This is a genomic window from Thioclava sp. NG1, assembly GCF_003122275.1.
GTDB lineage: Bacteria > Pseudomonadota > Alphaproteobacteria > Rhodobacterales > Rhodobacteraceae > Thioclava > Thioclava nitratireducens.
In genome coordinates this window covers 413,268-432,060 of record NZ_QFBB01000004.1, presented here as the reverse complement: position 1 = coordinate 432,060, position 18,793 = coordinate 413,268, and the positions used below count along the sequence as shown (strand labels likewise).

The 18,793-nt window shown below is 63.7% G+C and carries 19 protein-coding genes; 9 read left to right on the top strand and 10 right to left on the bottom strand.

The annotated features are described in order from the left end of the window. The first annotated feature begins 70 nt into the window (after positions 1-70). Together DEM26_RS10405 and DEM26_RS10400 are read left to right on the top strand one after the other, a co-directional pair. Entirely contained in the window at positions 71-592 is a 522-nt protein-coding gene (locus tag DEM26_RS10405; RefSeq protein WP_109172337.1) for an HPP family protein, read from the top strand. Between the two features lie 132 nt (positions 593-724). Continuing rightward, complete coding sequence (locus DEM26_RS10400; protein ID WP_109172336.1) at positions 725-2,623, top strand: glycoside hydrolase family 15 protein; 1,899 nt, start codon at positions 725-727, stop codon at positions 2,621-2,623. 74 nt (positions 2,624-2,697) lie between these two features. Here the strand turns inward: DEM26_RS10400 and DEM26_RS10395 are convergent, their stop codons facing one another. Both DEM26_RS10395 and DEM26_RS10390 read right to left on the bottom strand, forming a co-directional pair. After that, positions 2,698-3,702, bottom strand: coding sequence for an SDR family oxidoreductase (locus DEM26_RS10395; RefSeq protein ID WP_075776648.1), 1,005 nt, complete (start codon positions 3,700-3,702; stop codon positions 2,698-2,700). Between the two features lie 202 nt (positions 3,703-3,904). Beyond that, positions 3,905-4,702 carry a response regulator gene (locus tag DEM26_RS10390; RefSeq protein WP_075776649.1) on the bottom strand — a complete coding sequence of 266 codons (798 nt, stop codon included), beginning with the start codon at positions 4,700-4,702 and terminating at the stop codon, positions 3,905-3,907. A 97-nt stretch (positions 4,703-4,799) separates the two neighbouring features. On the opposite strand from DEM26_RS10390, the gene DEM26_RS10385 reads away from it, so the two are divergent. The 4 genes from DEM26_RS10385 (at position 4,800) to DEM26_RS10370 (ending at position 9,031) form a co-directional block, all read left to right on the top strand. Next, positions 4,800-4,946 (top strand): NepR family anti-sigma factor, encoded by a 147-nt coding sequence (locus DEM26_RS10385; protein WP_075776759.1) that lies wholly within the window; start codon positions 4,800-4,802, stop codon positions 4,944-4,946. Further along, positions 4,943-5,548, top strand: a complete 606-nt coding sequence (locus DEM26_RS10380) for an RNA polymerase sigma factor (protein WP_075776650.1) — start codon at positions 4,943-4,945, stop codon at positions 5,546-5,548. The genes DEM26_RS10385 and DEM26_RS10380 overlap by 4 nt, the downstream gene beginning before the upstream one ends. Beyond that, entirely contained in the window at positions 5,545-7,395 is a 1,851-nt protein-coding gene (locus DEM26_RS10375) for a sensor histidine kinase (protein WP_077701063.1), read from the top strand. Before DEM26_RS10380 ends, DEM26_RS10375 begins: the two co-directional genes overlap by 4 nt. 61 nt (positions 7,396-7,456) lie before the next feature. Next, entirely contained in the window at positions 7,457-9,031 is a 1,575-nt protein-coding gene (locus DEM26_RS10370; RefSeq protein WP_088720003.1) for a phospholipase D-like domain-containing protein, read from the top strand. A gap of 22 nt (positions 9,032-9,053) precedes the next feature. Here DEM26_RS10370 and DEM26_RS10365 read toward each other — a convergent pair whose 3' ends face one another. Beyond that, the gene (locus DEM26_RS10365; protein ID WP_158275111.1) at positions 9,054-10,115 is read right to left on the bottom strand and encodes an AI-2E family transporter; all 1,062 of its coding nucleotides are present in this window, start codon (positions 10,113-10,115) and stop codon (positions 9,054-9,056) included. A gap of 156 nt (positions 10,116-10,271) precedes the next feature. Here DEM26_RS10365 and DEM26_RS10360 point away from each other — a divergent pair, with 156 nt between their 5' ends. Continuing rightward, entirely contained in the window at positions 10,272-10,469 is a 198-nt protein-coding gene (locus tag DEM26_RS10360) for a CsbD family protein (RefSeq protein ID WP_075776653.1), read from the top strand. A 163-nt stretch (positions 10,470-10,632) separates the two neighbouring features. Here the strand turns inward: DEM26_RS10360 and DEM26_RS10355 are convergent, their stop codons facing one another. From DEM26_RS10355 to DEM26_RS10345, 3 genes are all read right to left on the bottom strand, one after another. Then, positions 10,633-11,856 (bottom strand): hypothetical protein, encoded by a 1,224-nt coding sequence (locus DEM26_RS10355; RefSeq protein ID WP_088720001.1) that lies wholly within the window; start codon positions 11,854-11,856, stop codon positions 10,633-10,635. Continuing rightward, the gene (locus DEM26_RS10350; protein WP_088720000.1) at positions 11,853-12,272 is read right to left on the bottom strand and encodes a phage holin family protein; all 420 of its coding nucleotides are present in this window, start codon (positions 12,270-12,272) and stop codon (positions 11,853-11,855) included. The genes DEM26_RS10355 and DEM26_RS10350 overlap by 4 nt, the downstream gene beginning before the upstream one ends. A 109-nt stretch (positions 12,273-12,381) precedes the next feature. Continuing rightward, positions 12,382-12,576, bottom strand: coding sequence for a PLD nuclease N-terminal domain-containing protein (locus DEM26_RS10345; RefSeq protein WP_088719999.1), 195 nt, complete (start codon positions 12,574-12,576; stop codon positions 12,382-12,384). 177 nt (positions 12,577-12,753) lie between these two features. Between DEM26_RS10345 and DEM26_RS10340 the strand changes: the two genes are divergently transcribed. After that, on the top strand, positions 12,754-12,927 hold the full coding sequence (locus DEM26_RS10340; RefSeq protein WP_075776656.1) for a DUF1328 domain-containing protein: 174 nt from the start codon (positions 12,754-12,756) through the stop codon (positions 12,925-12,927). Between the two features lie 52 nt (positions 12,928-12,979). On the opposite strand, the gene DEM26_RS10335 is transcribed toward DEM26_RS10340, so the two are convergent. The 4 genes from DEM26_RS10335 to DEM26_RS10320 all read right to left on the bottom strand — a co-directional run bounded on the left by DEM26_RS10335 (position 12,980) and on the right by DEM26_RS10320 (position 17,591). Next, positions 12,980-13,198, bottom strand: coding sequence for a CerR family C-terminal domain-containing protein (locus tag DEM26_RS10335; protein ID WP_255415025.1), 219 nt, complete (start codon positions 13,196-13,198; stop codon positions 12,980-12,982). Positions 13,199-13,265: 67 nt separating this feature from the next. Beyond that, a complete protein-coding gene (locus DEM26_RS10330) occupies positions 13,266-14,045 on the bottom strand; it encodes a MipA/OmpV family protein (RefSeq protein ID WP_075776657.1) in 780 nt (259 codons plus the stop codon). Positions 14,046-14,134: 89 nt separating this feature from the next. Beyond that, on the bottom strand, positions 14,135-15,769 hold the full coding sequence (locus tag DEM26_RS10325; RefSeq protein ID WP_109172334.1) for a hypothetical protein: 1,635 nt from the start codon (positions 15,767-15,769) through the stop codon (positions 14,135-14,137). Positions 15,770-15,848: 79 nt separating this feature from the next. Then, complete coding sequence (locus DEM26_RS10320) at positions 15,849-17,591, bottom strand: PhoX family protein (protein WP_109172333.1); 1,743 nt, start codon at positions 17,589-17,591, stop codon at positions 15,849-15,851. Positions 17,592-17,909: 318 nt separating this feature from the next. Here DEM26_RS10320 and DEM26_RS10315 point away from each other — a divergent pair, with 318 nt between their 5' ends. Then, complete coding sequence (locus DEM26_RS10315) at positions 17,910-18,788, top strand: YihY/virulence factor BrkB family protein (protein WP_075776660.1); 879 nt, start codon at positions 17,910-17,912, stop codon at positions 18,786-18,788. Positions 18,789-18,793 lie beyond the last annotated feature (5 nt).

Sequence of the window (18,793 nt, the reverse complement as noted above, 5' to 3'; positions counted from 1 at the left end):
ACGCGGGCGAAGGAAACCGGGCAGACGCTCCGGGGTTCGGGTTCTGAAGGCCAGCCCGGCAGGACCGTCAATGCTGAAACGATTGCTCGAATGCCATCGCGCGCCCCATCGCCTGCCGGAGCTTCCGAGCCTTCGGCAAGTTCTGGCCACGACGGCGGGTAGCTTCCTCGGGATCGCCATCCTTTCCGGGCTCACCCGTCACGCCGGGGTCGACCTGCTGATGGCGCCCTTCGGCGCGACCTGTGTGCTGCTCTTCGCGACGCCCGACACGGCGCTCGCCCAACCGCGCAACGTCATCGGCGGGCATGTTCTCGCAAGCGCCATCGGGCTTACGGCGCAGCACCTTGCCGATCCGCACGGGGCGATCGGTCTGGCAGCCGTGGTGACGATCGCCATCGTCGCGATGCAACTGACGCGCACAGTCCACGCGCCCGCAGGGGCCGATCCGCTGGTGATCCTTCTCAAGGGCCACACGCTCGGCTGGAGCTTTCTTCTGACGCCGGTGCTGACGGGCGCCGTGATCCTCGTGCTTCTGGCCTACCTCGTGAACAATGCGCGCAACACCGAGAAATGGCCCCGCTACTGGATCTGAGCGGCGCGAGAGCACACGGACGCACACGTTTTTTTCAAGGAACTGGGGGGCGGCGCGTCCGTTCGATCCCTGAGAGGGGCGCGAAATATCTCCGGGGCGACGCCCGGAAAACCGTCAAAGGACAGGCATTGCATGAACGAACGCACCGATCCCGATTCCGGCACATCCTCGAAGACCCAGCCCGACCCGGACAGCCCGCCGCTACGCTTTCTGGAGGGCCGGCGCGGCTATCTCCCGATTTCCGATTACGCGGTGATCGGGGATACGCGCACGGCGGCGCTGGTGGCCCGGGACGGCGCGATCGACTGGTTCTGCGGGCCGGATTTCGACGGCGACCCGCTCTTCGGGCGGCTGCTCGACCAGTTTCGCGGCGGGACCTTCTATGTCGGTCCGGTGCCGGATCCAGATCGTCAGACGACCGCCCGACGCGTCTATGAAGATTACGGCCCGATCCTGACCACCACCCACGCGTCCGAGGCGGGCGGCCTCAAGGTCACCGACTTCATGAACCTGCCGGACTCGCTCGAAGAGGCGGCGAGCTTCGGGCGCTCGGTCGTGCGTCTTTTCGAAGCCACCGAAGGCGCGGCAGACGTCGAAATCTGCATCGCCCCGCGCTGCAACTACGCGCTGAGCACACCCGAGTTCATCCGGCGCGGCCCGGGCAGCTGGCAGTTTACCCAAGACGGTGACATCATCCTGATCGACAGCTCGATTGAACTGGAGATCGAAGGCTCCGGCCGGTTGAACGGGCGCGGTACCCTCGCCACCGGGGAACGCGGCTATGTTACCCTCACCGTCACGCAAGGCGGGCACGGCCATGTCGGCGGAATGCAGGCGGCGCAAGAGGCGCTCGCCGCAACTCGTGAGGCTTGGCGCAAGCGGCAGTCCAAGACGGATTTCGGCGACGGGCCTTTCTCCGGAGCTCTCAAACGCTCGCTACTGGCGCTGCAGCTTCTGATCCACGCCCCCACCGGCGCAGTGATCGCCTCGCCGACGATGGGGCTGCCGGAAGTGATCGGCGGCATCCGCAATTACGACTACCGCTATTGCTGGCTGCGCGACGCCTATTTCGTGCTGCACGCCTTTCTCGATCAGGGCCTCACCGACGAGGCCGACGCCTTCTTCCGCTGGCTGATGGCGGCAACACGCGAAACGGCGCCGGAACTTGGGACGCTCTACACGGTGCGGGGCGACAGCAACGTCTCGATCTCGAGCTTGCAGACCCTCGAGGGCTATCGCCGCTCGGCCCCGGTGCAGCTGGGTAACGGCGCGGCGACACAGCTGCAACTCGACGCCTATGGCTCGATGATCATGGCCGCGCGCGCCTATGTCGAGGCCGGCGGCGAGCTGCATCCGGGCGAAGGCATCCGGCTCGCGAATTTCGCCGATGTCGTGGTCTCGCAATGGACACGCCCCGATAACGGAATTTGGGAAATGCCCAATCCGCGCCGACACCACACTTATTCCAAGGCGATGTGCTGGGGCGCGCTGGATGGGGTGATCTCGCTGGCCGAGAACGGCGTGATCAATGCCGACACGCGGCTGTGGAAGGCGGAGCGCGCCGCGATCGAAGCCCTGATCCGGGAAGAGGCCTGGAACGAGGAGATCGGCGCTTTCACCGGTGCGATCGGCGAGGAATGGCTCGATTCAAGCGTTCTGCTGATGCCGCGTATCGGGGTGATCCCCGCAGACGACCCGAAGATGGCGGCGACCTACACCGCGATCCGTGAGCGGCTTGGCACGGGCGTTCATCTGCGGCGCTACGACGTGCAGGAAGACGGGATGCCCGGCATTGAGGGCCATTTCAACGTCTGTGGGTTCTGGGCCGCCGACTACCTCGTGAGGGCCGGGCGGCTTGATGACGCGCGGACCCAGATCGAGGGGATGCTGAAGGCCACGACCGATCTCGGACTGATGTCGGAAGAGCACGACCCGGAGAGCGGCGCCCAGCTTGGAAACTTTCCGCAAGGGTTGTCCCATGCCGGAATGATCGCGGCGATTACCGCGTATCGGGGCGCGGTGAAGGACTGATCTCGCTGCCACCTACACAAGAACAAAAACGCGCGCCACCGGGGCGCGCGTTTCTCGTTTCCTTGTCGCGACCGTCAGGCCCGCTGACGGGAGACCGCGAAGATCGCTCCCAGCATCAGCCCGGCGACGAGCGCCGCGCCGCCGCCCGCGACAAGCCGCGAGCCGCCATGCTCGGACAGCGCCATCGCGGGGGAACTGTCGCTCGCCTCGTCGGAGAAGCGCCCCCGCGCCGCCCAGTCACCGTCGACGCTGTCATAGAGATTGTCGGCCCGATCAGGATCGGCAGCCTCGCCCGTCTGCTGCCCGGACACCGCCGTGCGCGCGAGGTAGAGATCGCCCAGTTCCGGCGCGAGCTTCTCCGACAGGATAGCCTTCACCGCCGAGAAGCCCAGCCAGTATTCCCGCTTCGGATGGTAGGCCGCGTGATGGATGCCGTCGGCGATCAGCTCCGGCTCGAAGACCGGCGCGACCGGGCGCGGGCGGTTCGGCAGCTTGCTGCGGGCCCAGTCGAATTGCGGCGTATTGACCGCCGGCAGATGGCAGACGGTGATCTTCACGTCGGAATTCTCGTGGATCAGCTCGGTGCGCAGGCTGTCGGTGAAGCCCACGATCGCCGCCTTCGCCGCGCAATAGGCCGACTGCAGCGGCACCGCACGATAGGCGAGCGCCGAGCCAGTCTGCACAATCGTGCCCCAGCCCTGCTGGCGGAACCGCTTCAGCGCAGAGAGCGTGCCGTTGACCGTCCCGAGATAAGTCACTTCGGTCACGCGGCGATACTCTTCCGGGGTCATCTGCGACACCGGCGAGAGTACCGTCACCATCGCGACGTTGATCCAGACGTCGATCGGACCGAAGGCACTTTCAGCGGCGACCGCCGCGGCCTCGACCGCATCGGCATCTGCGACGTCGAGCGGCTGCACGAGCGCCTCGCCGCCCTTCTCGCGAATTTCCTGCGCCGCCGTCTCGAGCCGCGCCTTGTTGCGGGCTATCAGGGTGATGCGGTTGCCCTTGGCAGCGAAGCGGCGAGCGACGGCGCGCCCCACGCCCGCGGATGCGCCGGTAATCACGATATTCGTCATGTGCGGCTCCTTCGTTGTGAACGGTTTCGTCAGTCTGTCTCAGAGGAAGAACCGGCACGGGCGAGATCGGGTTGCAGGAGCGCGACTTCACATTCTGGTGCGTTGCGGCGGGCATCGCCTGCGCAAAGGCACATGCGGCAAAGGAAAAGGCGACCCCGTCTGCCGGGGCCGCCTTTCTCGAGAAATAGCTTTGAACGGGCCGTTACGCCGCGAGCGTCTCCGTCGAGGAGAAGAACATCGCCTGGCTGACCGCCGACTGCACCTGGCTCTCGGTGTAGGGCTTGGTGATCAGGAAGGCCGGTTCGGGCCGCTCGCCGGTCAGCAGGCGCTCCGGGAAGGCGGTGATGAAGACCACGGGCAATTCGTTGCCGAACTGCGCGAGAATGTCGTTCACCGCATCGATCCCCGAGGAATTGTCCGCCAGCTGGATGTCGGCGAGGATCAGGTCCGGTTTGTCGGTCGCGGCAAGCTCCACAGCCTCGGTGCGGGTGCGGGCGATGCCGGTGATCTGGTGGCCCATATCCTCGACGATGGCGCGAATATCCATTGCGATGATCGCTTCGTCCTCGATGATCATCACTTTACCCGCGACGGACGTTTCCATCTCGCGGATCGCGATGTCGATCAGTTCTTTCGCCTCTTCGGCATCGACCTGCATGATCGTGCCGATTTCCTCGATGCGGAACCCTTCGATCGAATGCAGCAGAAGCGCCTCACGGGTGTTCGGCGTCAGCGTCGACATGTGGTCCTGCGCGCGGGCCGAAAGCCGGTTGTCCGGCTCCCCCAGCGGCGCCCCCGCGGAGGCCCAGACCAGGTGGAAGGCGTGGAACAATGCGAGCTTCGGATCGTTGTTCTCGAAAGGCGACGTATCTTCGAGTATGGCCTCGAGCGTAGCCGCGGCGTAACGGTCGCCGCTGTCCTGGCTGCCGGTAAGCGCTCGGGCATAACGCCGTAAATACGGCAGGTTGGCTCCGATGGTGCCGGCGATGTCTTCGGACATGAAAACCCCCTTTTGCGTTTTTTCGGGAACCAAACTCTCTGGCCCCGCGTTCGGTTCCGTGCAAAATGAGTGGGATCGAAACCGGATGTATAGTGATATGGCAGACGAAAAGCCTAAGTCCAGTATCAGGGACCAGATCAATCAAAACCTGAAGAAGGTTTACGAGGAGGCGCTTCAGGAAGAAGTGCCGGATCGGTTCAAGGATTTGCTGGCGCAACTCAAGGCGAAGGAGGGCGGAAAATGACTTCGCCCTCCAACACCAATTCGTCCAAAGCCAATGCCTCCAGCGAAGCCCGCGATCCGCGTGAGGAGCTGCCCGATCACCTCGGGGCCCTGCGTGCCTTCGCGCTGTCGCTGACCCGGAACTCGGCCTCGGCCGACGACCTCGTGCAGGACACGATCGTCAAGGCGTGGTCGAATATCGAAAAGTTCGAACGCGGTACCAATCTGCGCGCATGGCTCTTCACGATCCTGCGCAACACCTTCTATTCGGACCGTCGCAAGCGCAAGCGCGAGGTCGCTGACCCTGAAGGGATTCACGCCGCATCGCTCTATGAGAAACCTGCGCATGATGGACGTCTCGCGATGAATGATTTCGTCGAGGCCTTCGATCAGCTCAGCCCGGAACATCGCGAGGTGCTGACCCTCGTCGGCGCATCTGGCTTCTCTTACGAAGAAGCTGCCGGCATGATGGGCGTCGCCGTGGGCACGGTGAAAAGCCGCGCCAACCGCGCACGCGCCCGGCTTGCGGAAATGCTCGGGCTCGAGGAAGGTGAAGATATCCTGTCCGGCACGGATCGAAATTCCCTCGCCGTGATGGGCAAATCCGGAGTTGCCGCCGCATGAATTCGGAAGCCGCGAAAGCGGCAGACGACGAGCACTACAGTGATCACGCCCCGTTCCGAGCCAGGAAACGGGGCGTCATTCCGTTTTTCGACGGGCTTGGCGTGCGCCTCGCCTTCATGTTGGCGGTTGCTCTCTTCCCTCTGCTGATCATCGCCGTGCTGCAATCGACCTCGGTCGTGCGCGAAGCGCAGGCGCGGTCCGAAGCCGCCCTCATGGGCGAGACGATGCGCGCCGTCGCCGGTGAGACGCGGGTGATCCAGCACGCGCAGGACGCCGCGCGCGTCCTCGCCAGCACGGTCCAGCCGCTCGTGGGCAATGCCGAGGCCTGCTCGAACTGGATGCGGCAGATCTCAGGGGCCTTTCCGGAGTTCTCGCTCGTCTCCTTCATCCCAGACAGCGGCAAGATGACCTGCTCGAATTCGGGCAAGAGTTACGACTTCAAGAACCAAGACGTCTTCGAGAAGATGCTGACTGCGGACCGCACCAGCTTCTACGTCAACCGCGATGCGCCCGTGTCGGGCACCTCCGTGCTCGGCGTGGCCCATCCGGTCTACAACGCGGCGGGCGATCATATCGGGATCATCGCGATCTCGATGAGCCACTCCTCGCTCTCGCTGGCCAAGGATGGACCGAAGCTCGCCGATGACCGGCCGTTGGTGATCATGACCTTCGACCGCGAAGGCACGATCCTGACCTCCTCGGACGGGCTATCGAACACCCAGTCGCACCTGCCGGTGGACCGCTCTCTGAAACTGCTGGCGGGCAATGGCGCGGTGACTTTCTCGGGGGACTCCAATCTCGGAATAGAGCGGGTCTATTCCGTCGTCGAACTGGTGCCCAACCAGCTCTACGCGCTTGGCAGCTGGCCCGCACAGGCGGCCTCGGCGCTTAGTCCCTTCGCTGATATTTCGCCTGTGCTGTTCCCGGCCCTGATGTGGATGGCGAGCCTGCTGGTCGCCTACTTCGCAATGCAGAAGCTGGTGATCGGCCATGTCCGCAAACTGTCGAGCGCGATCTCCAGCTTCGCCACCGGCAGCCGGATCGTGGGCAATCTCAACCTGTCGACCGCACCGTCAGAAATCCGCGACCTCGCCGAGGCCTATGACCGGATGACAGAAACCATCCTGCATGACGAGGCCGAGCTCGAAGACATGGTGCACCACAAGGAAGTGCTGCTCCGCGAGGTCCACCATCGGGTGAAGAACAACCTCCAGCTCATCGCCTCGATCATTAACATGCAGATGCGGCAGGCGCGCACGCCCGAAGCCAAGGGGCTTATGAAATCGCTCCAGGAGCGGGTCATCTCGCTCGCCACGATCCACCGCGGACTCTACCAGACCTCAGGCCTCACCGACATTCAGGCGCAGGAACTGCTGCCCGACATCGTGCGCCAGATCACCCGGCTCGCGACCGGGCCGGGCCGCCATATCGCGGTCGATTGCAATATCGACGACATCCACCTGACCCCCGATCAGGCTGTGCCCCTCTCGCTTCTGCTGACCGAAGCGATGACAAACGCGATGAAATACGCCTCTGCCCGCGACGGCAAACCGCAGCTCGACATCTCGCTGCGCAGACTCGAAGGGATGCAGGCGCGGCTCTGCGTGCGCAATACCGTCGATAGGGATGCCCCGCCGCTGGAGGCCGTCGAAGGCACCGGGCTCGGTTCGCAACTGCTGAACGCCTTCGTGCAGCAGCTGGGCGGCTCGATCGAGATCCAGACCGACGAAGACGAGTATATGCTCAGCGCCGCGTTCGCACTGCGCCCCCTCGTCGAGAGCGAATTGCGTCACGAAGAACGCTTGAAATCCGAGACGCCCGAAACAGTTTCTGATGAGAGCCATTGAATGAGATACCAGCCGCGGCGACCACAGGTCACCCTCGCGGCCGTTCAACCCAACGAGCCGCATGGAACGTCTTAAACAAGCCGGAGTTCACGCCGAGAGCCGCGTAAAGCTGCTTTTGACCGCAGCAGAGGCCTATCCCGTACTCGAGGATGCCTTTCTCGACGCGCGTCATTCCATTCATTGCTCCTTCCGCGTCTTCGACCTCAACACCACACTGAAATCCGACCGCGGGCGCGCGATCGGCAAGACGTGGTTCGACCTGATCATTCACATGCTGAAGCGCGGCGTGAGGATACAGATCGACCTGACCGATTTCGACCCCTGCGCAAAGCCGGATCTTCACCGGATGACATGGTCGTCGATCCGCATGTTCTGCGCCGCGCGCGAACTGGCAGGCGGTCCCAAGGCGAAGCTGAAATTGCGTGCGCTGATGCACCCGGCGCAATCGGGCATCGTGCCGCGTACGATCTTCTGGCCCTATGTCTATCACAAGCTCGGGCAGCACACGTCGTGGCTCAACGACATGGACGAGGCCAAGCGGCTGACCGCGATGCGCGACATGCCGGGTCTGCGGGAATATCTCGAGGCCGGATCGGATTGCAAAATCCGCCGCAAGTTCGTCGCGACGCCGCCGAAGCTGTTCCCGGCGACCCACCACCAGAAGCTCGCCGTGTTCGACGACAAGAAGCTCTATATCGGCGGGCTGGATCTCGACAACCGCCGCTTCGACACCCCCGTGCACGAGCGCGACGGCGAGATGACATGGCACGATGTGCAGCTCATGATGACCGGCCCCGTCGTCGCCGAGGCGAAGGCCCATCTCGAGAGCTTCCACGAAAGCTGCTCCGGCGAAAACCGCGCCAAACCGCCGCGCCGCCTGCTGCGCACCCTGTCGCAGCGGCGCAAATTCGCGACCTTCCGCATCGGGCCGAAATTCTATCGGACCGAGATCGAGAACGCGCATGAGATGCTGATCGCGCGGGCGCAGAAGCTGATCTATCTCGAGAGCCAGTTCTTCCGCTCGCGCACTCTGGCGCACCACTTGGCCCGGGCGGCGCGGGAGAACCCCAATCTCAACCTGATCCTGATCCTGCCCGCCGCGCCCGAAACGCTGATGCTGGCCGATCGCCCGACCAGCGACGTGCGCTATGGCGAATATCTTCAGGTGCGCGCGCTGGATACGCTCCGCGAAGCCTTCGGCAATCGCCTGTTCATCGGCTGCCCGGCAGAGCCCTGCCTTGCCGACCCCGGTGATGAGGGGGCGCTGCGCACCGGCGGCGCGCCGCTGATCTACGTCCATGCGAAGGTCTCGATTTTCGACGAGGACGCCGCGCTGATCACCTCGGCCAATCTCAACGCGCGGTCGCTGCATTGGGACAGCGAGGCGGGTGTCTATCTACGCCGCAACGACGGCATCCCGGCCATGCGTCGCCGCCTGATGCGCCATTGGCTGCCGCCCGCGCCCGAAGAGGCCTTCTTCGACCCGACGCGCGCAGTCTCTGCCTGGGCGGAGCTGGCCCGCGCGAATGCCACGAAAGCCCCCGAGGATCGCGAGGGCTTCGTGCTCCCCTATGACGTGGAGGCCGCGCGCAAGATCGCGCGCAAACTGCCGTTCATTCCGGAAGAAATGGTCTGATCCGTCGCCGCGACCCGCCGGTTCAGTCGGCTTCGAGCTTCTGCTCCGGCTCGGATTTCGGGTCGGGCAAGCTGTTCGTCAGCACCAGCGCCCAGAGCAGCAGCGGGATCGCCACGATCCCGCCCAGCGGCCCCCAGAGCCAGATCCCGAAGGTCAGCGACAGGAACACCAGAAGCGGATTGAGGCGCATCTGCCGCCCGATCGCGGCAGGGGTCACGAACTGGGCTTCGGTCGCGTTCAGCACGATATAGATCAGCGGCGGCAGGATCACGCGCACCCCGTCGAACGTGGCCACGCCTGCGAATCCTAGCGCGATGATGAGCGCCGCGGGGCCGAGATAAAGGATGTAGTTGATGAGGAAGGCCACAAGCCCCCAAAGCGGCGCGTTCGGGAGCCCGATCAGCTGCATCGCGACGCCCACCGCCAGCCCGAGACCGCCATTGACCACCGTGATCGTGAGGAAGTAGCGCGACACCCGTGTCTCCGCCTTGCGCAACCGTGCAGCCGTAGCGCCGCGGCTCGAAGGCTCCGCGAGGTGCTTCGCGATCCAGTTGTAGATCTCGCCGCGCGAAAGCTGGAAGAAGAACAGCGCCCCGACATAGATCAGCGCCTGTGCGATGATGGACGGCGCCAGCATCACGAGATCCTTGGCATCCGGCACGGCGCTCTTGTCGCCATTGCCGCCGCCATCCTTGGCGCCATCCGTCGCCGGCGTGATCGCGTCGCTGACCTCTTTCGAGGCGTCCTGGATGCCTTGGAACATGTGGCGCATATGAATGATGGTGGAGCGCATGTCGTCCATCACCTTCGGCGCCTGTCGCATCAGTTCGGAGACGACCGGCTGGATCACGAGGACCAGCAGCACGGCGATCATCAGCGAGATCACGAGCGAGGTAAGCGCCCCCCAGACAGGCGACAGACCTCTTTTCTCCCATGCATCGGAAATCGGTGAAAGCACGATCCCCACGACGAGCGCGAGCACGACGGGCGCGAGTAGGCTTTCCACCTGGCTCAGCGCAGCCACGACAGCGATTACAGCGATCACGATCATGGCGATGCGCGACAGGGTCTCCAGGCGATGCATTTCGAGAATTACTTCCCTCTTGGTTTCGCGATCTAACGCCGTCGGACGATAGCGGGTTCCCTGTTTTTGTGCTGCCGTGCAGAGGAACATCGCCCCCGGCGAAACGTTGACGAAAGACGCCTGAACCCGCGTCTTCATCTTGAAAGGAGCGACGCCATGAATTGGGATCAAATAAAAGGCAACTGGAACGAAATGAAGGGCAAGGCCCGCGAGAACTGGGGCGAATTGACCGACGACGAACTTCAGGAGGCCGCAGGTCATCGCGAGCAGATGGTCGGCCTGATCCAGAAGAAATACGGTAAGACCAAGGAAGACGCCGAGCGCGAAGTCGACACCTGGTCCAGCTCGATCTGATCTTCAGAAACAGACCCTGTTTCAGCGTAAAACATGCAAACCGGCGCCGTATAGATCGCGGCGCCGGTTTTCTTTTGGGTGTCGGTCTCGCATCCCCGCCGATAACCGCGCAAAGAAAAAGGCCGGGCGCGATGCCCGGCCTTTCTGCATACTGCCCCACCGTTCAGTGGGTGGCCTTCGAACTCGACGACGACGCGCTGCCCCCGCCGGTCGAGCCGGCGCCGGACGAGCCGGAACCAGTCGACGAGGTGCTCGACGAAGAGGACGAAGAATGGTTCGCCTTCACCTTCTCGGCCGCTTCGTGGGTCTTCGCCTCGGCCTTGGACGCCACATCCTCGGCTTTTGCCCGCGCGGCATCCTTGGCTTCTTGGGCTCCGGCGCGGACCTCGTCTTCGCCTTTCTGCAGCGACTGACCGACATCGCGCAGCGCGCGATTGGCTTCCTCCGCCAACTGGCGCGAGAGACGGTCGATCAGCTGCTCTCCGGCAGCCATAGCCTGATCGCCGAAATCGCGTGCGGCGCTGCGCGCCTCGTCACCGGCCGAGCTCATCACCGAGCGGGCGGTCCGCTTCAGTTCATCGGTGAACTGGTCGGCCACCTTGCCCGCACGACGCTTCTCGTCGCGGTACAGACGCTCTGCCTCGTTGAACAGGCGGTTGGCGCGCGGCCCGAAGCTGCGGCGGCTGACATTGACGTCCGGCTTGGGCACCGCGTTGAAGATCGCGGCCCCGACGGCGAAGCCGATAGCGGCAGCGATCAGCGGGTGATCCTTGACCATCTGCTTGCTGGTCGACCCGGCATGGGTCGCCCCGTCCTGCAGGCGAATCCGGGCGGAATAGGCTCTTTCGCGGGCCCGCACCACGCGATCGCGCGCGTCCTCGTTGAGGTCGCTCAGACCCGAGGACAGCGTATTGCGCAGGTCGCTCGCGAATTTCTGCATCACCTCGGAGCGCTCCTTGACGAAGTCGCGCGCCTTGTCGGTCGAGCTGCGCTGCTCGGCTTCGAGATCTTCGAGACGGACCGAGGCGTCATGGCGCAGCGTGTCGATCTCGTCGATCCAGCCGTCGGCACCCGCGTCGCTCGGCATCACGAGCGGATCGGCATCGGCCACCAGATCTTCTTCCTCGATGCTCTCCGAGTTGCGCTGGCGCAGCAGGAACCATGCGATACCGGCGCCGGCGAGGGCGAAGGCCACCGGATTCTTGCGCACGGCCTGTTCGGCGCTGCGGGCGGCAGGCGCGGCGTAATCGCGCACGGCCTGCGACACCTGCTCGGAGAGGTAATCCGGCGCGATACGCGCGGTCAGATCGCCGAGCGTCGATGCGAGATCGGCGCGGTCTTGGCGCAGTCGGTTCTCGATGTCCTGAATGGTTCTCTTCTCGGTCATTTGAAGCTCTCCTTTAGCGCCTGCGCGTCAGCAGACAGGTTTTCCTTGAGACGGGTGGGCGGGCTCGACACTTTGCGCAGCTTCGACGCGGCGATCAGCGCCGCGAGGATGGCGAGGATCAGTAGCACCGCGCCGACGATCAGCGTCGCGGGGCCCCGATCGAGGCCGGCCCATTCCAGCCCGTAGATGGCGGATTGCGTCAGGGGGAAGATCGCGCCGAGGGCGAAAACCAGGGCGACCCCACCGAGAATCGCGGCATTGCGTGCCAGACCAGCCCGGTGGGCCGCTTCAGCGCGCACCAATTCCGCTTCGGTCCGTGCGATCTCGCGCGTTTGCTCGATCACGCGGTTCAGCAAATCGCTCACCGTCCCGCGGCCTTCGTGGCCGTCAGAATTCTCGGTATCGTGGTAATTCATCGACCTCTCCCAAACATGTCGCGACTTCTCGCCGCGATTTCTGTGGTTCCAACGCGGGTTGCGGAATGCGGTTCCGTGACGGCCGCTGCCTCCACCACCCCCGATTTCGTCATTTCGAAGCGCGCGGCCCGGCCACCAGCCAGATCAGGAAACCGATCAGAGGCAGGAAGAAGACAAGAAGCGCCCAGAGCACTTTCTTCCCGGTGCTGGAATTCGACCCGATGATCGAAACGAGCGCCCAGATATCGAGTGCCAGTAGGACGATACCCCAAAAGCCACCGAGGCCAGTCATATTCATTTCCATGTCGCCATCTCCCTTTTTCGTGAGCTCATGAATCGCGCCCCAAACGCCGGAAAGCGTTGGATGTTCCTCGGAATCACTGACCCAGGGTAATGGAACTTTTGTGAAATGCGCACGTTTGGATGCCATGAAGGCGCAGCACTCAGCGCTAATGTACGCAACATCCGAAGGAGAATACCCATGCTTGGTTGGGCTCTGACTTTTCTCGTTATTGCGCTGATTGCCGCAGCGCTCGGTTTTGGCGGCATCGCAGGCGCATCTGCCGGGATCGCACAGATCCTCTTCGTGGTTTTCCTGATCCTGTTCGTGGTGGCCATGGTCGCCCGTGCGGTAAAAGGCAAACCGCCGGTGTAAGTGCGAAGACGCTAGGAATATTTCAGGCCGCTCCCACCGGGGGCGGCCTTTTTCATGCGCCGCGCGCCGCGCTCGCGCGCGCCTGCGCCAGCATCGCGTCGAGATTGTCGGCGATGACGCGGGATATCTGCGCGGTTTCCGATTCGCCGATTTCCGTCCAGCCCATCTTTCGGCGCACGATTTCCGCGCCGAGCCGGAAATAGAGGACCTGACCACTCATCGCAAAAACCCTGAGCGCTGCGTCAGCGAGGCCCGAAAAAGCAAGCCGCACGGGCGACCCATGCGGATCGGCTTCACGTGACTCGTAGGAAGCTTTGTTCCGATCAGAAGGAACCCGATCAGAACGGAAACGTCACCCGACGGGTCAGCATCAGCGAGACCGAGCTCTGTTCGCGCGAGCCCTGCTGCACGATCGGGCTGTTCGCCGCATCGCCCTGCAGGCGGTCGTAGTTCAGCTTGCCTTCCACCGCCCAATTATTGCCGAGCTGATAGGTCGCCGACAGTTCCAGACCGGTCGAGACGAGGCCGCCATCGGGCGAATAGGCTGCCAGACCGCTCGCCGTCGATTCCGACGGGCTGATGCCGAAATAGGTGCGGTTGTAGAGCCCGGAGCCATAGAAGATGCGCGGGCCGATGCTCAGCTTGAAATTGTCGGTCTTGATCGGCTTCCAATCGGCGCCGATTTCCGCGACGACGGCGTTATGCCCGACCACGCCGTAGCGCATATCCGCGAAAGCGCCCCATTGCGGCGCCTGGTAGCCAAGCCCGAGACCCAGTTCGAGCGAGGTGTCGACATCGTCGAGACCCGCGATTTCGGAATAGTCGCTGGAATTGCGCCCGCCAACGAGCCGGAAGGAGCCATGCACGTTCGGGCCCAGCTTTTCGTAATTCGGATCGTCCGAGCCGAAGCGCATCCCCTGCAGCGTGAAGCTGTTGAGCTTCACCTTCGCGGTGGGCTTGGTGTCGTAGTGATCCGCGCCAAAATAGGACGGCGCATACCGCGCGCCCGCACCGATGGTGAAGGTCACGCCACTTTCTGCCTGCGCGCTCGCCGCGGTGCAGACAGCAGCGACCGCGATGGCGGCGCTTGCGGAAAGTTGGCGGATGACTTTTGCCATGGTGGCGCTCCCGAAAAAATGTCCCGATTTGTGCGAACACTGCCAATTGACGGCGAAAAACGCAATCGGCCGGCGCAGATTGCTGCCGATTAGCGGCGCTTATACCACGGCTGGGCGATTTCCTCGATGCCTGTCGGCTGATCCTGCTCCACTTCGCGCCAGACCGTGCCGTCGACCGGGGCGATGGTCGCATCGCGGCCTTGGGTGAAACTCTGGTCGCGCACGATCATCCGGTAGGCTGCGTTCAGCGCATCGGCACGCTCCGGCGAAGGCAGGATCAGCGGGCCGATATCCTCGGCCAAGGCCGCCTCTTTCTCGGGCGGCAACTTGCCCGCTTTCAGCCACGCCTCGATCACTTCGGCATTGGCGCGGAACTCGTCCCCTGCCCCGTTGGTGCGCAGGTAATGGGCGTAATCGCCGCTGCCGTCGGCGCGCGCCCGGTCGGGGGTACCCGCGAGTCCCTTCTGCGTCCAGTGATACCAGCCGCCGCGATAGGACTCCTTGCCCAGCTTGCGGGCGAAGGCGAAGGTGGAGTCGTCGTTCACGCCCAGCGTGCCGTGACAGCCGACGCAGAACACGGTCTCCTCGAAGCTCTGCGGGCGCAGATCGCCCGTCGCATCCTCGATGAAACCCTGCAGCCGCCAGCCGAACGTGTTGGGCACGCCGGTCTCGGAACTGCCGAAGAACTGCTTGGTGCGATCCGGAAAGGCGTTGTCTTCCTTCAGCTCGGCCAACGCGGTCTCTTCCAGATCGGCATAGGTTTCCCAATCCGTCTTGACCATGTAGCGGAGCTCTTTCAGCCGCGCGGCCATCTGGATGCCCTCGGGGGTCGGGTCGATATAGCGCACGGAATGCACGAATTCGGTGCCCTCCGGGTAAAGCCCGGCGGCAAGCTCGGCGCCGTCCACGCCCGCGCGCCCCGCCCAATGCATCGTGATCCCGTCGAGCGGCGCGAAGGCGAATTTCAACACCTCCGCCTGCCCCATCTTACCGTCGCGGTCCAGATCGACGCCCATCGCGGCCTCATCTGTCGGCTCGATCGCGACATCCACGCGGGTGATGAGCGCCTGCACGATCGCGAGGTTGGTCTTGTAGGTGGCAATATCCTCGACCCCGTCGGCATTCTGACGGAACACCTCCGGCAGACGGATCATCACGTCGTCTGTCGAGCCGTTGGTCGGCCAGAACGTGCCGGGCAGCGGCTGATAGGCGAAGGCGCGCCAGCCGGTCAGGCTACCGTCGGGCCTGCGGTCAAAGCCCTCGTCGTCGAAGGCGAATTGCACGTCGGGGATATAGCCGTCCCACGCCCCGTTGCCATTCACGTCCCAATCCGCGGGCGGATCGGCGAGCTTGGCGGCCAGGGCGATCCCGCCCGCCGCATCGTGGTAATTGTCCTGCCGCACATAGGCGCGGATTTCCGCGCTGTTCGTCGCGGCCAACTCGGCGCGGCGATCTACGAAGAGGTTGCGCCACGGGTTCTCTAGCGCCGGGCCCGGAAACGCATATTCGGTCTGCAGATCGGCATCGCGCACGTAATTCGGATGGCGGGGATAGGTGTGACAGGTCTGGCACGGGTTATGCACCGCGCCCGCCTTGTCTTCCGTCTTGGTATAGCATTGCGGAGGAATATAGGCTGTCGGATTGCCCAGCACCGTGGTCTTCAGATCGACCGCCCCCGCCATCGTGGTCATGCTCAACAGCGCCAGTATCGAAATCCGCAGCATCCGTCAGTCCTCAGTCTTGAAAGAAAGGCGAGGCCCGGGTTGCCGCCGGGCCTCGCCAGAAGTGTCTCGCGAGCGCCCGTTACTGGGTCTTCACGGTGTCATCCATTTGCGGGAACGGGCCGACATAGCCGACATAGGCACGCGCCTGCGCCGGGTCGGTCAGCTTGTCTTCGTCGCTCTCGCCGTAGGGGTGCTGGATCACCGCCATCAGGTAGCCGTGGCCGTTGACGTTCGGGTACCAGTAGGTGGAGGTGGTTTCCGAACCGTAGGGCGTCGACAGGATGCGGGTCAGCTCCTTGGTGTCGGTGTTCATTGCCCAGATCACGTCGTTCTGGTGGCCCGAGCCGGTGTCCTCACCGATGATCAGCGTGTTGTAACCCGGCATGTAGGTGATGTTGTCCGGGTTCGCGATGCCGTCGATATCGCAGCTGTTGTTCTCGGTCTTCTTCGGCATGCCCGAGATGAAGCCCGAGATTTTCGTCGCGTCGTAGTTGTCGTCGAGCGACAGCGCGTAGACCGTGCCGCACTTGTTCTGCGGCAGGCGGATCGCGTTCATCCCGCCCATGTCCTGCTTGGCGCCATCTTCCATGCCTTTCTCGACCGAGGACATCGAGAGGTACATCTGGTGCTTGTCGGAGTCGTAGGTGATGCCTTCCATCTTCCGGAACTCGGTCGTGGCGCCCTTCATCGAGGCGTAGCGACGGGTTTCCAGACGCGAGGCGATCGCATCCATACCGTCCTTGACCTTCAGGCACTCGGCATTGCCTTCGGCGTTCGCGGCCGAGAAGCCCGCCGGGCAGGAGCCGTCCTCACCGATTTCGGCGGTCTCGAAGAGGTCCGAGAACCGGGTGCCGGCTTCGATCGCCTTCTGGATCGTCGCATCGTCGGCATGGCCCAGATCGACCCATTCCAGATCGGCAGCGCCGCCATCCTGATCCGAGGTCTGGTTCCACTTGGCCGCGTAGAGCGTACCGGCGCTCAGGTCGCCTGCGGTGTCGGCTTCAAAGCGGAACAGGCCGACATTGGTGCCGTCATCCGAGATGTAGGCGGTTTTCTGGTCGGGCATGACATAGGCCAGCTCTACAGCCACGCGGCCCATCGCGAAATGCTTGTCGGCCTTGGCCGACCCGTCTTCCGAAACGGTGATCTCGGTCGGATAGCCGTAGCGATAGGGCTTGTAGGCGTCGCGGAACTGCTCGAGCGACATGCCCTCGGGGTTCACGCCCGCATAGCGCACCATCGGGAAGTCGTAGTCGTCGATTTCGTCGAGCGAGGTCGCCGCTTCGATCGCGCGTGCATCGGCCGGGTATTCTTCCGAACCCAGATGCGTCTCCCACGGCGTCACCGAACCCGCGCAGGGCACCCAGAGACCGTGATATTCAGAGAAGTCGATCGGCTTGGTGGAGACCAGCTTCAGGTTGCCATCGGCATCCTGGCTGACTTCGCTGAGATACATCGCACCGGGGCGCGACTCGAAATGCGTCACCGAGTAGAGCTTGTCGCCCTGACGGAGGAGCGAGGTGAAATCGGCGGATTCGGAGATGTGCTCGGAGCCGTCGGCCGACTTGACCGGCTTGCCGTCCTTGTCGGTCAGCAGCGCGAAGGTGTTGTCACCGATCTTGTCGCCCGAGCGCGCCATCACGTGATAGCCGATCTTGTAGTCCTTGCCGTTGACGGTGACCGTGTCGGAGGCGATCGCCTCACGCTTGGCCGCGTCGTCCTTGGCGAAAGGAACGGACGAGAAGGAGATATCGCCGGCATGCGCCGCGAGCGGCAGCACGGCAATTGCGGTGGCTTGGAGGAGGGTGGTGCGAAGCGACATGGCTGATCCCTTGGCTAGTTGCGTTCACGACGCTCCTAACGGCGAAGTGATTCCCTTTTGTGACAATGTCGCGTTTGCGTGAACGGGCGCGCCGCCATTCGCCGGGGGCGCGCGGGGCGCCAGCAGCAACGGCGGCCCCTGCTCCAAAACAGACCCTATTCCACCCTGTTTTTTTGCATTTCGCCTCCCCCTCGCCCTAGGCATGCCCCGCCCGCCCGACGCCAAGCGCCTGTGGCGCAACAGCTTTCAGCAAAGCGCGGGCCGCGCGTTGCGATCACGCGGGGCTTGCGCGATGGTGGGTGAAACGAGGAGTGGCGCGTGAGAGAAACGGCGAAATTCGCGGTCAGCCTGTTCGGGCGGCTTTTCGAGTCGAATATCACCCTCGTCTCGGCGGGGGTCGCCTTCTATTCCATGCTCGCGATCTTCCCCGGCATCTCCGCAACGATCGCATTGTGGAGCGCCTTTGCCGATCCGACGGTAATCCGCACCTATCTAAACGTGGCCGACGATTTCATACCGCCCGAAGCCTATGGGCTACTCAACGAGCAGATCCAGAGTTGGCTGATCGGGCCGCGTGCATCAATCGGACTGGGCGTCGTGCTCTCGGCCGCCGTGACCCTGTTCTCCGCCCGCGCGGGCGTCGCGGCTTTGGTGCTTTCGCTCAACGTGATCCACGGCACGCGGCCCCGCGCGACGATCTGGAGCTTCATCATGGGCTACCTGATGACGATCGCGCTTGTCGGCGTGATGCTGGCCGCGATGGCAACGGTCGTCGTCGTGCCCATTGTCATCAATTTCCTGCCGTTCCACGAATATTCAAAGATCCTGCTCTCGGGCTTGCCCTGGGCGGCGATGCTTTTGCTGATGCTCACAGCGCTTGGCATCCTCTATCGCTACGGTCCCAATACTGTGGGCAAGCGCGATCCGATCCTGACGCTCGGCGCGGTGTTGGCAACGGCGCTCTGGGGGCTGAGTTCGATCGGGCTGACCTTCTACCTGTCGAATTTCGGCAATTACAACAAGATCTACGGCTCGATCGGGGCGGTGATCGCCTTGCTCATCTGGCTCTATCTGAGCGCTTTTTCGGTGCTGATGGGGGCTGCGCTGAACGCCGAACTCGCCGCCTTCCGCAAGCGCCGCACGCAGGAAAAATTGCGCGACGCGATCGAAGGCGACGCCGAGCCCGGGGGCGAGTAGTCATG

Excerpts from the sequence above, each read along its gene's own strand:
- DEM26_RS10405 (WP_109172337.1), top strand. The coding sequence starts at position 71 with ATGCTGAAACGATTGCTCGAATGCCATCGCGCGCCCCATCGCCTGCCG.
- DEM26_RS10400 (WP_109172336.1), top strand. The coding sequence starts at position 725 with ATGAACGAACGCACCGATCCCGATTCCGGCACATCCTCGAAGACCCAG.
- DEM26_RS10395 (WP_075776648.1), bottom strand. The coding sequence starts at position 3,702 with ATGACGAATATCGTGATTACCGGCGCATCCGCGGGCGTGGGGCGCGCC.
- DEM26_RS10390 (WP_075776649.1), bottom strand. The coding sequence starts at position 4,702 with ATGTCCGAAGACATCGCCGGCACCATCGGAGCCAACCTGCCGTATTTA.
- DEM26_RS10385 (WP_075776759.1), top strand. The coding sequence starts at position 4,800 with ATGGCAGACGAAAAGCCTAAGTCCAGTATCAGGGACCAGATCAATCAA.
- DEM26_RS10380 (WP_075776650.1), top strand. The coding sequence starts at position 4,943 with ATGACTTCGCCCTCCAACACCAATTCGTCCAAAGCCAATGCCTCCAGC.
- DEM26_RS10375 (WP_077701063.1), top strand. The coding sequence starts at position 5,545 with ATGAATTCGGAAGCCGCGAAAGCGGCAGACGACGAGCACTACAGTGAT.
- DEM26_RS10370 (WP_088720003.1), top strand. The coding sequence starts at position 7,457 with ATGGAACGTCTTAAACAAGCCGGAGTTCACGCCGAGAGCCGCGTAAAG.
- DEM26_RS10365 (WP_158275111.1), bottom strand. The coding sequence starts at position 10,115 with ATGCATCGCCTGGAGACCCTGTCGCGCATCGCCATGATCGTGATCGCT.
- DEM26_RS10360 (WP_075776653.1), top strand. The coding sequence starts at position 10,272 with ATGAATTGGGATCAAATAAAAGGCAACTGGAACGAAATGAAGGGCAAG.
- DEM26_RS10355 (WP_088720001.1), bottom strand. The coding sequence starts at position 11,856 with ATGACCGAGAAGAGAACCATTCAGGACATCGAGAACCGACTGCGCCAA.
- DEM26_RS10350 (WP_088720000.1), bottom strand. The coding sequence starts at position 12,272 with ATGAATTACCACGATACCGAGAATTCTGACGGCCACGAAGGCCGCGGG.
- DEM26_RS10345 (WP_088719999.1), bottom strand. The coding sequence starts at position 12,576 with ATGGAAATGAATATGACTGGCCTCGGTGGCTTTTGGGGTATCGTCCTA.
- DEM26_RS10340 (WP_075776656.1), top strand. The coding sequence starts at position 12,754 with ATGCTTGGTTGGGCTCTGACTTTTCTCGTTATTGCGCTGATTGCCGCA.
- DEM26_RS10330 (WP_075776657.1), bottom strand. The coding sequence starts at position 14,045 with ATGGCAAAAGTCATCCGCCAACTTTCCGCAAGCGCCGCCATCGCGGTC.
- DEM26_RS10325 (WP_109172334.1), bottom strand. The coding sequence starts at position 15,769 with ATGCTGCGGATTTCGATACTGGCGCTGTTGAGCATGACCACGATGGCG.
- DEM26_RS10320 (WP_109172333.1), bottom strand. The coding sequence starts at position 17,591 with ATGTCGCTTCGCACCACCCTCCTCCAAGCCACCGCAATTGCCGTGCTG.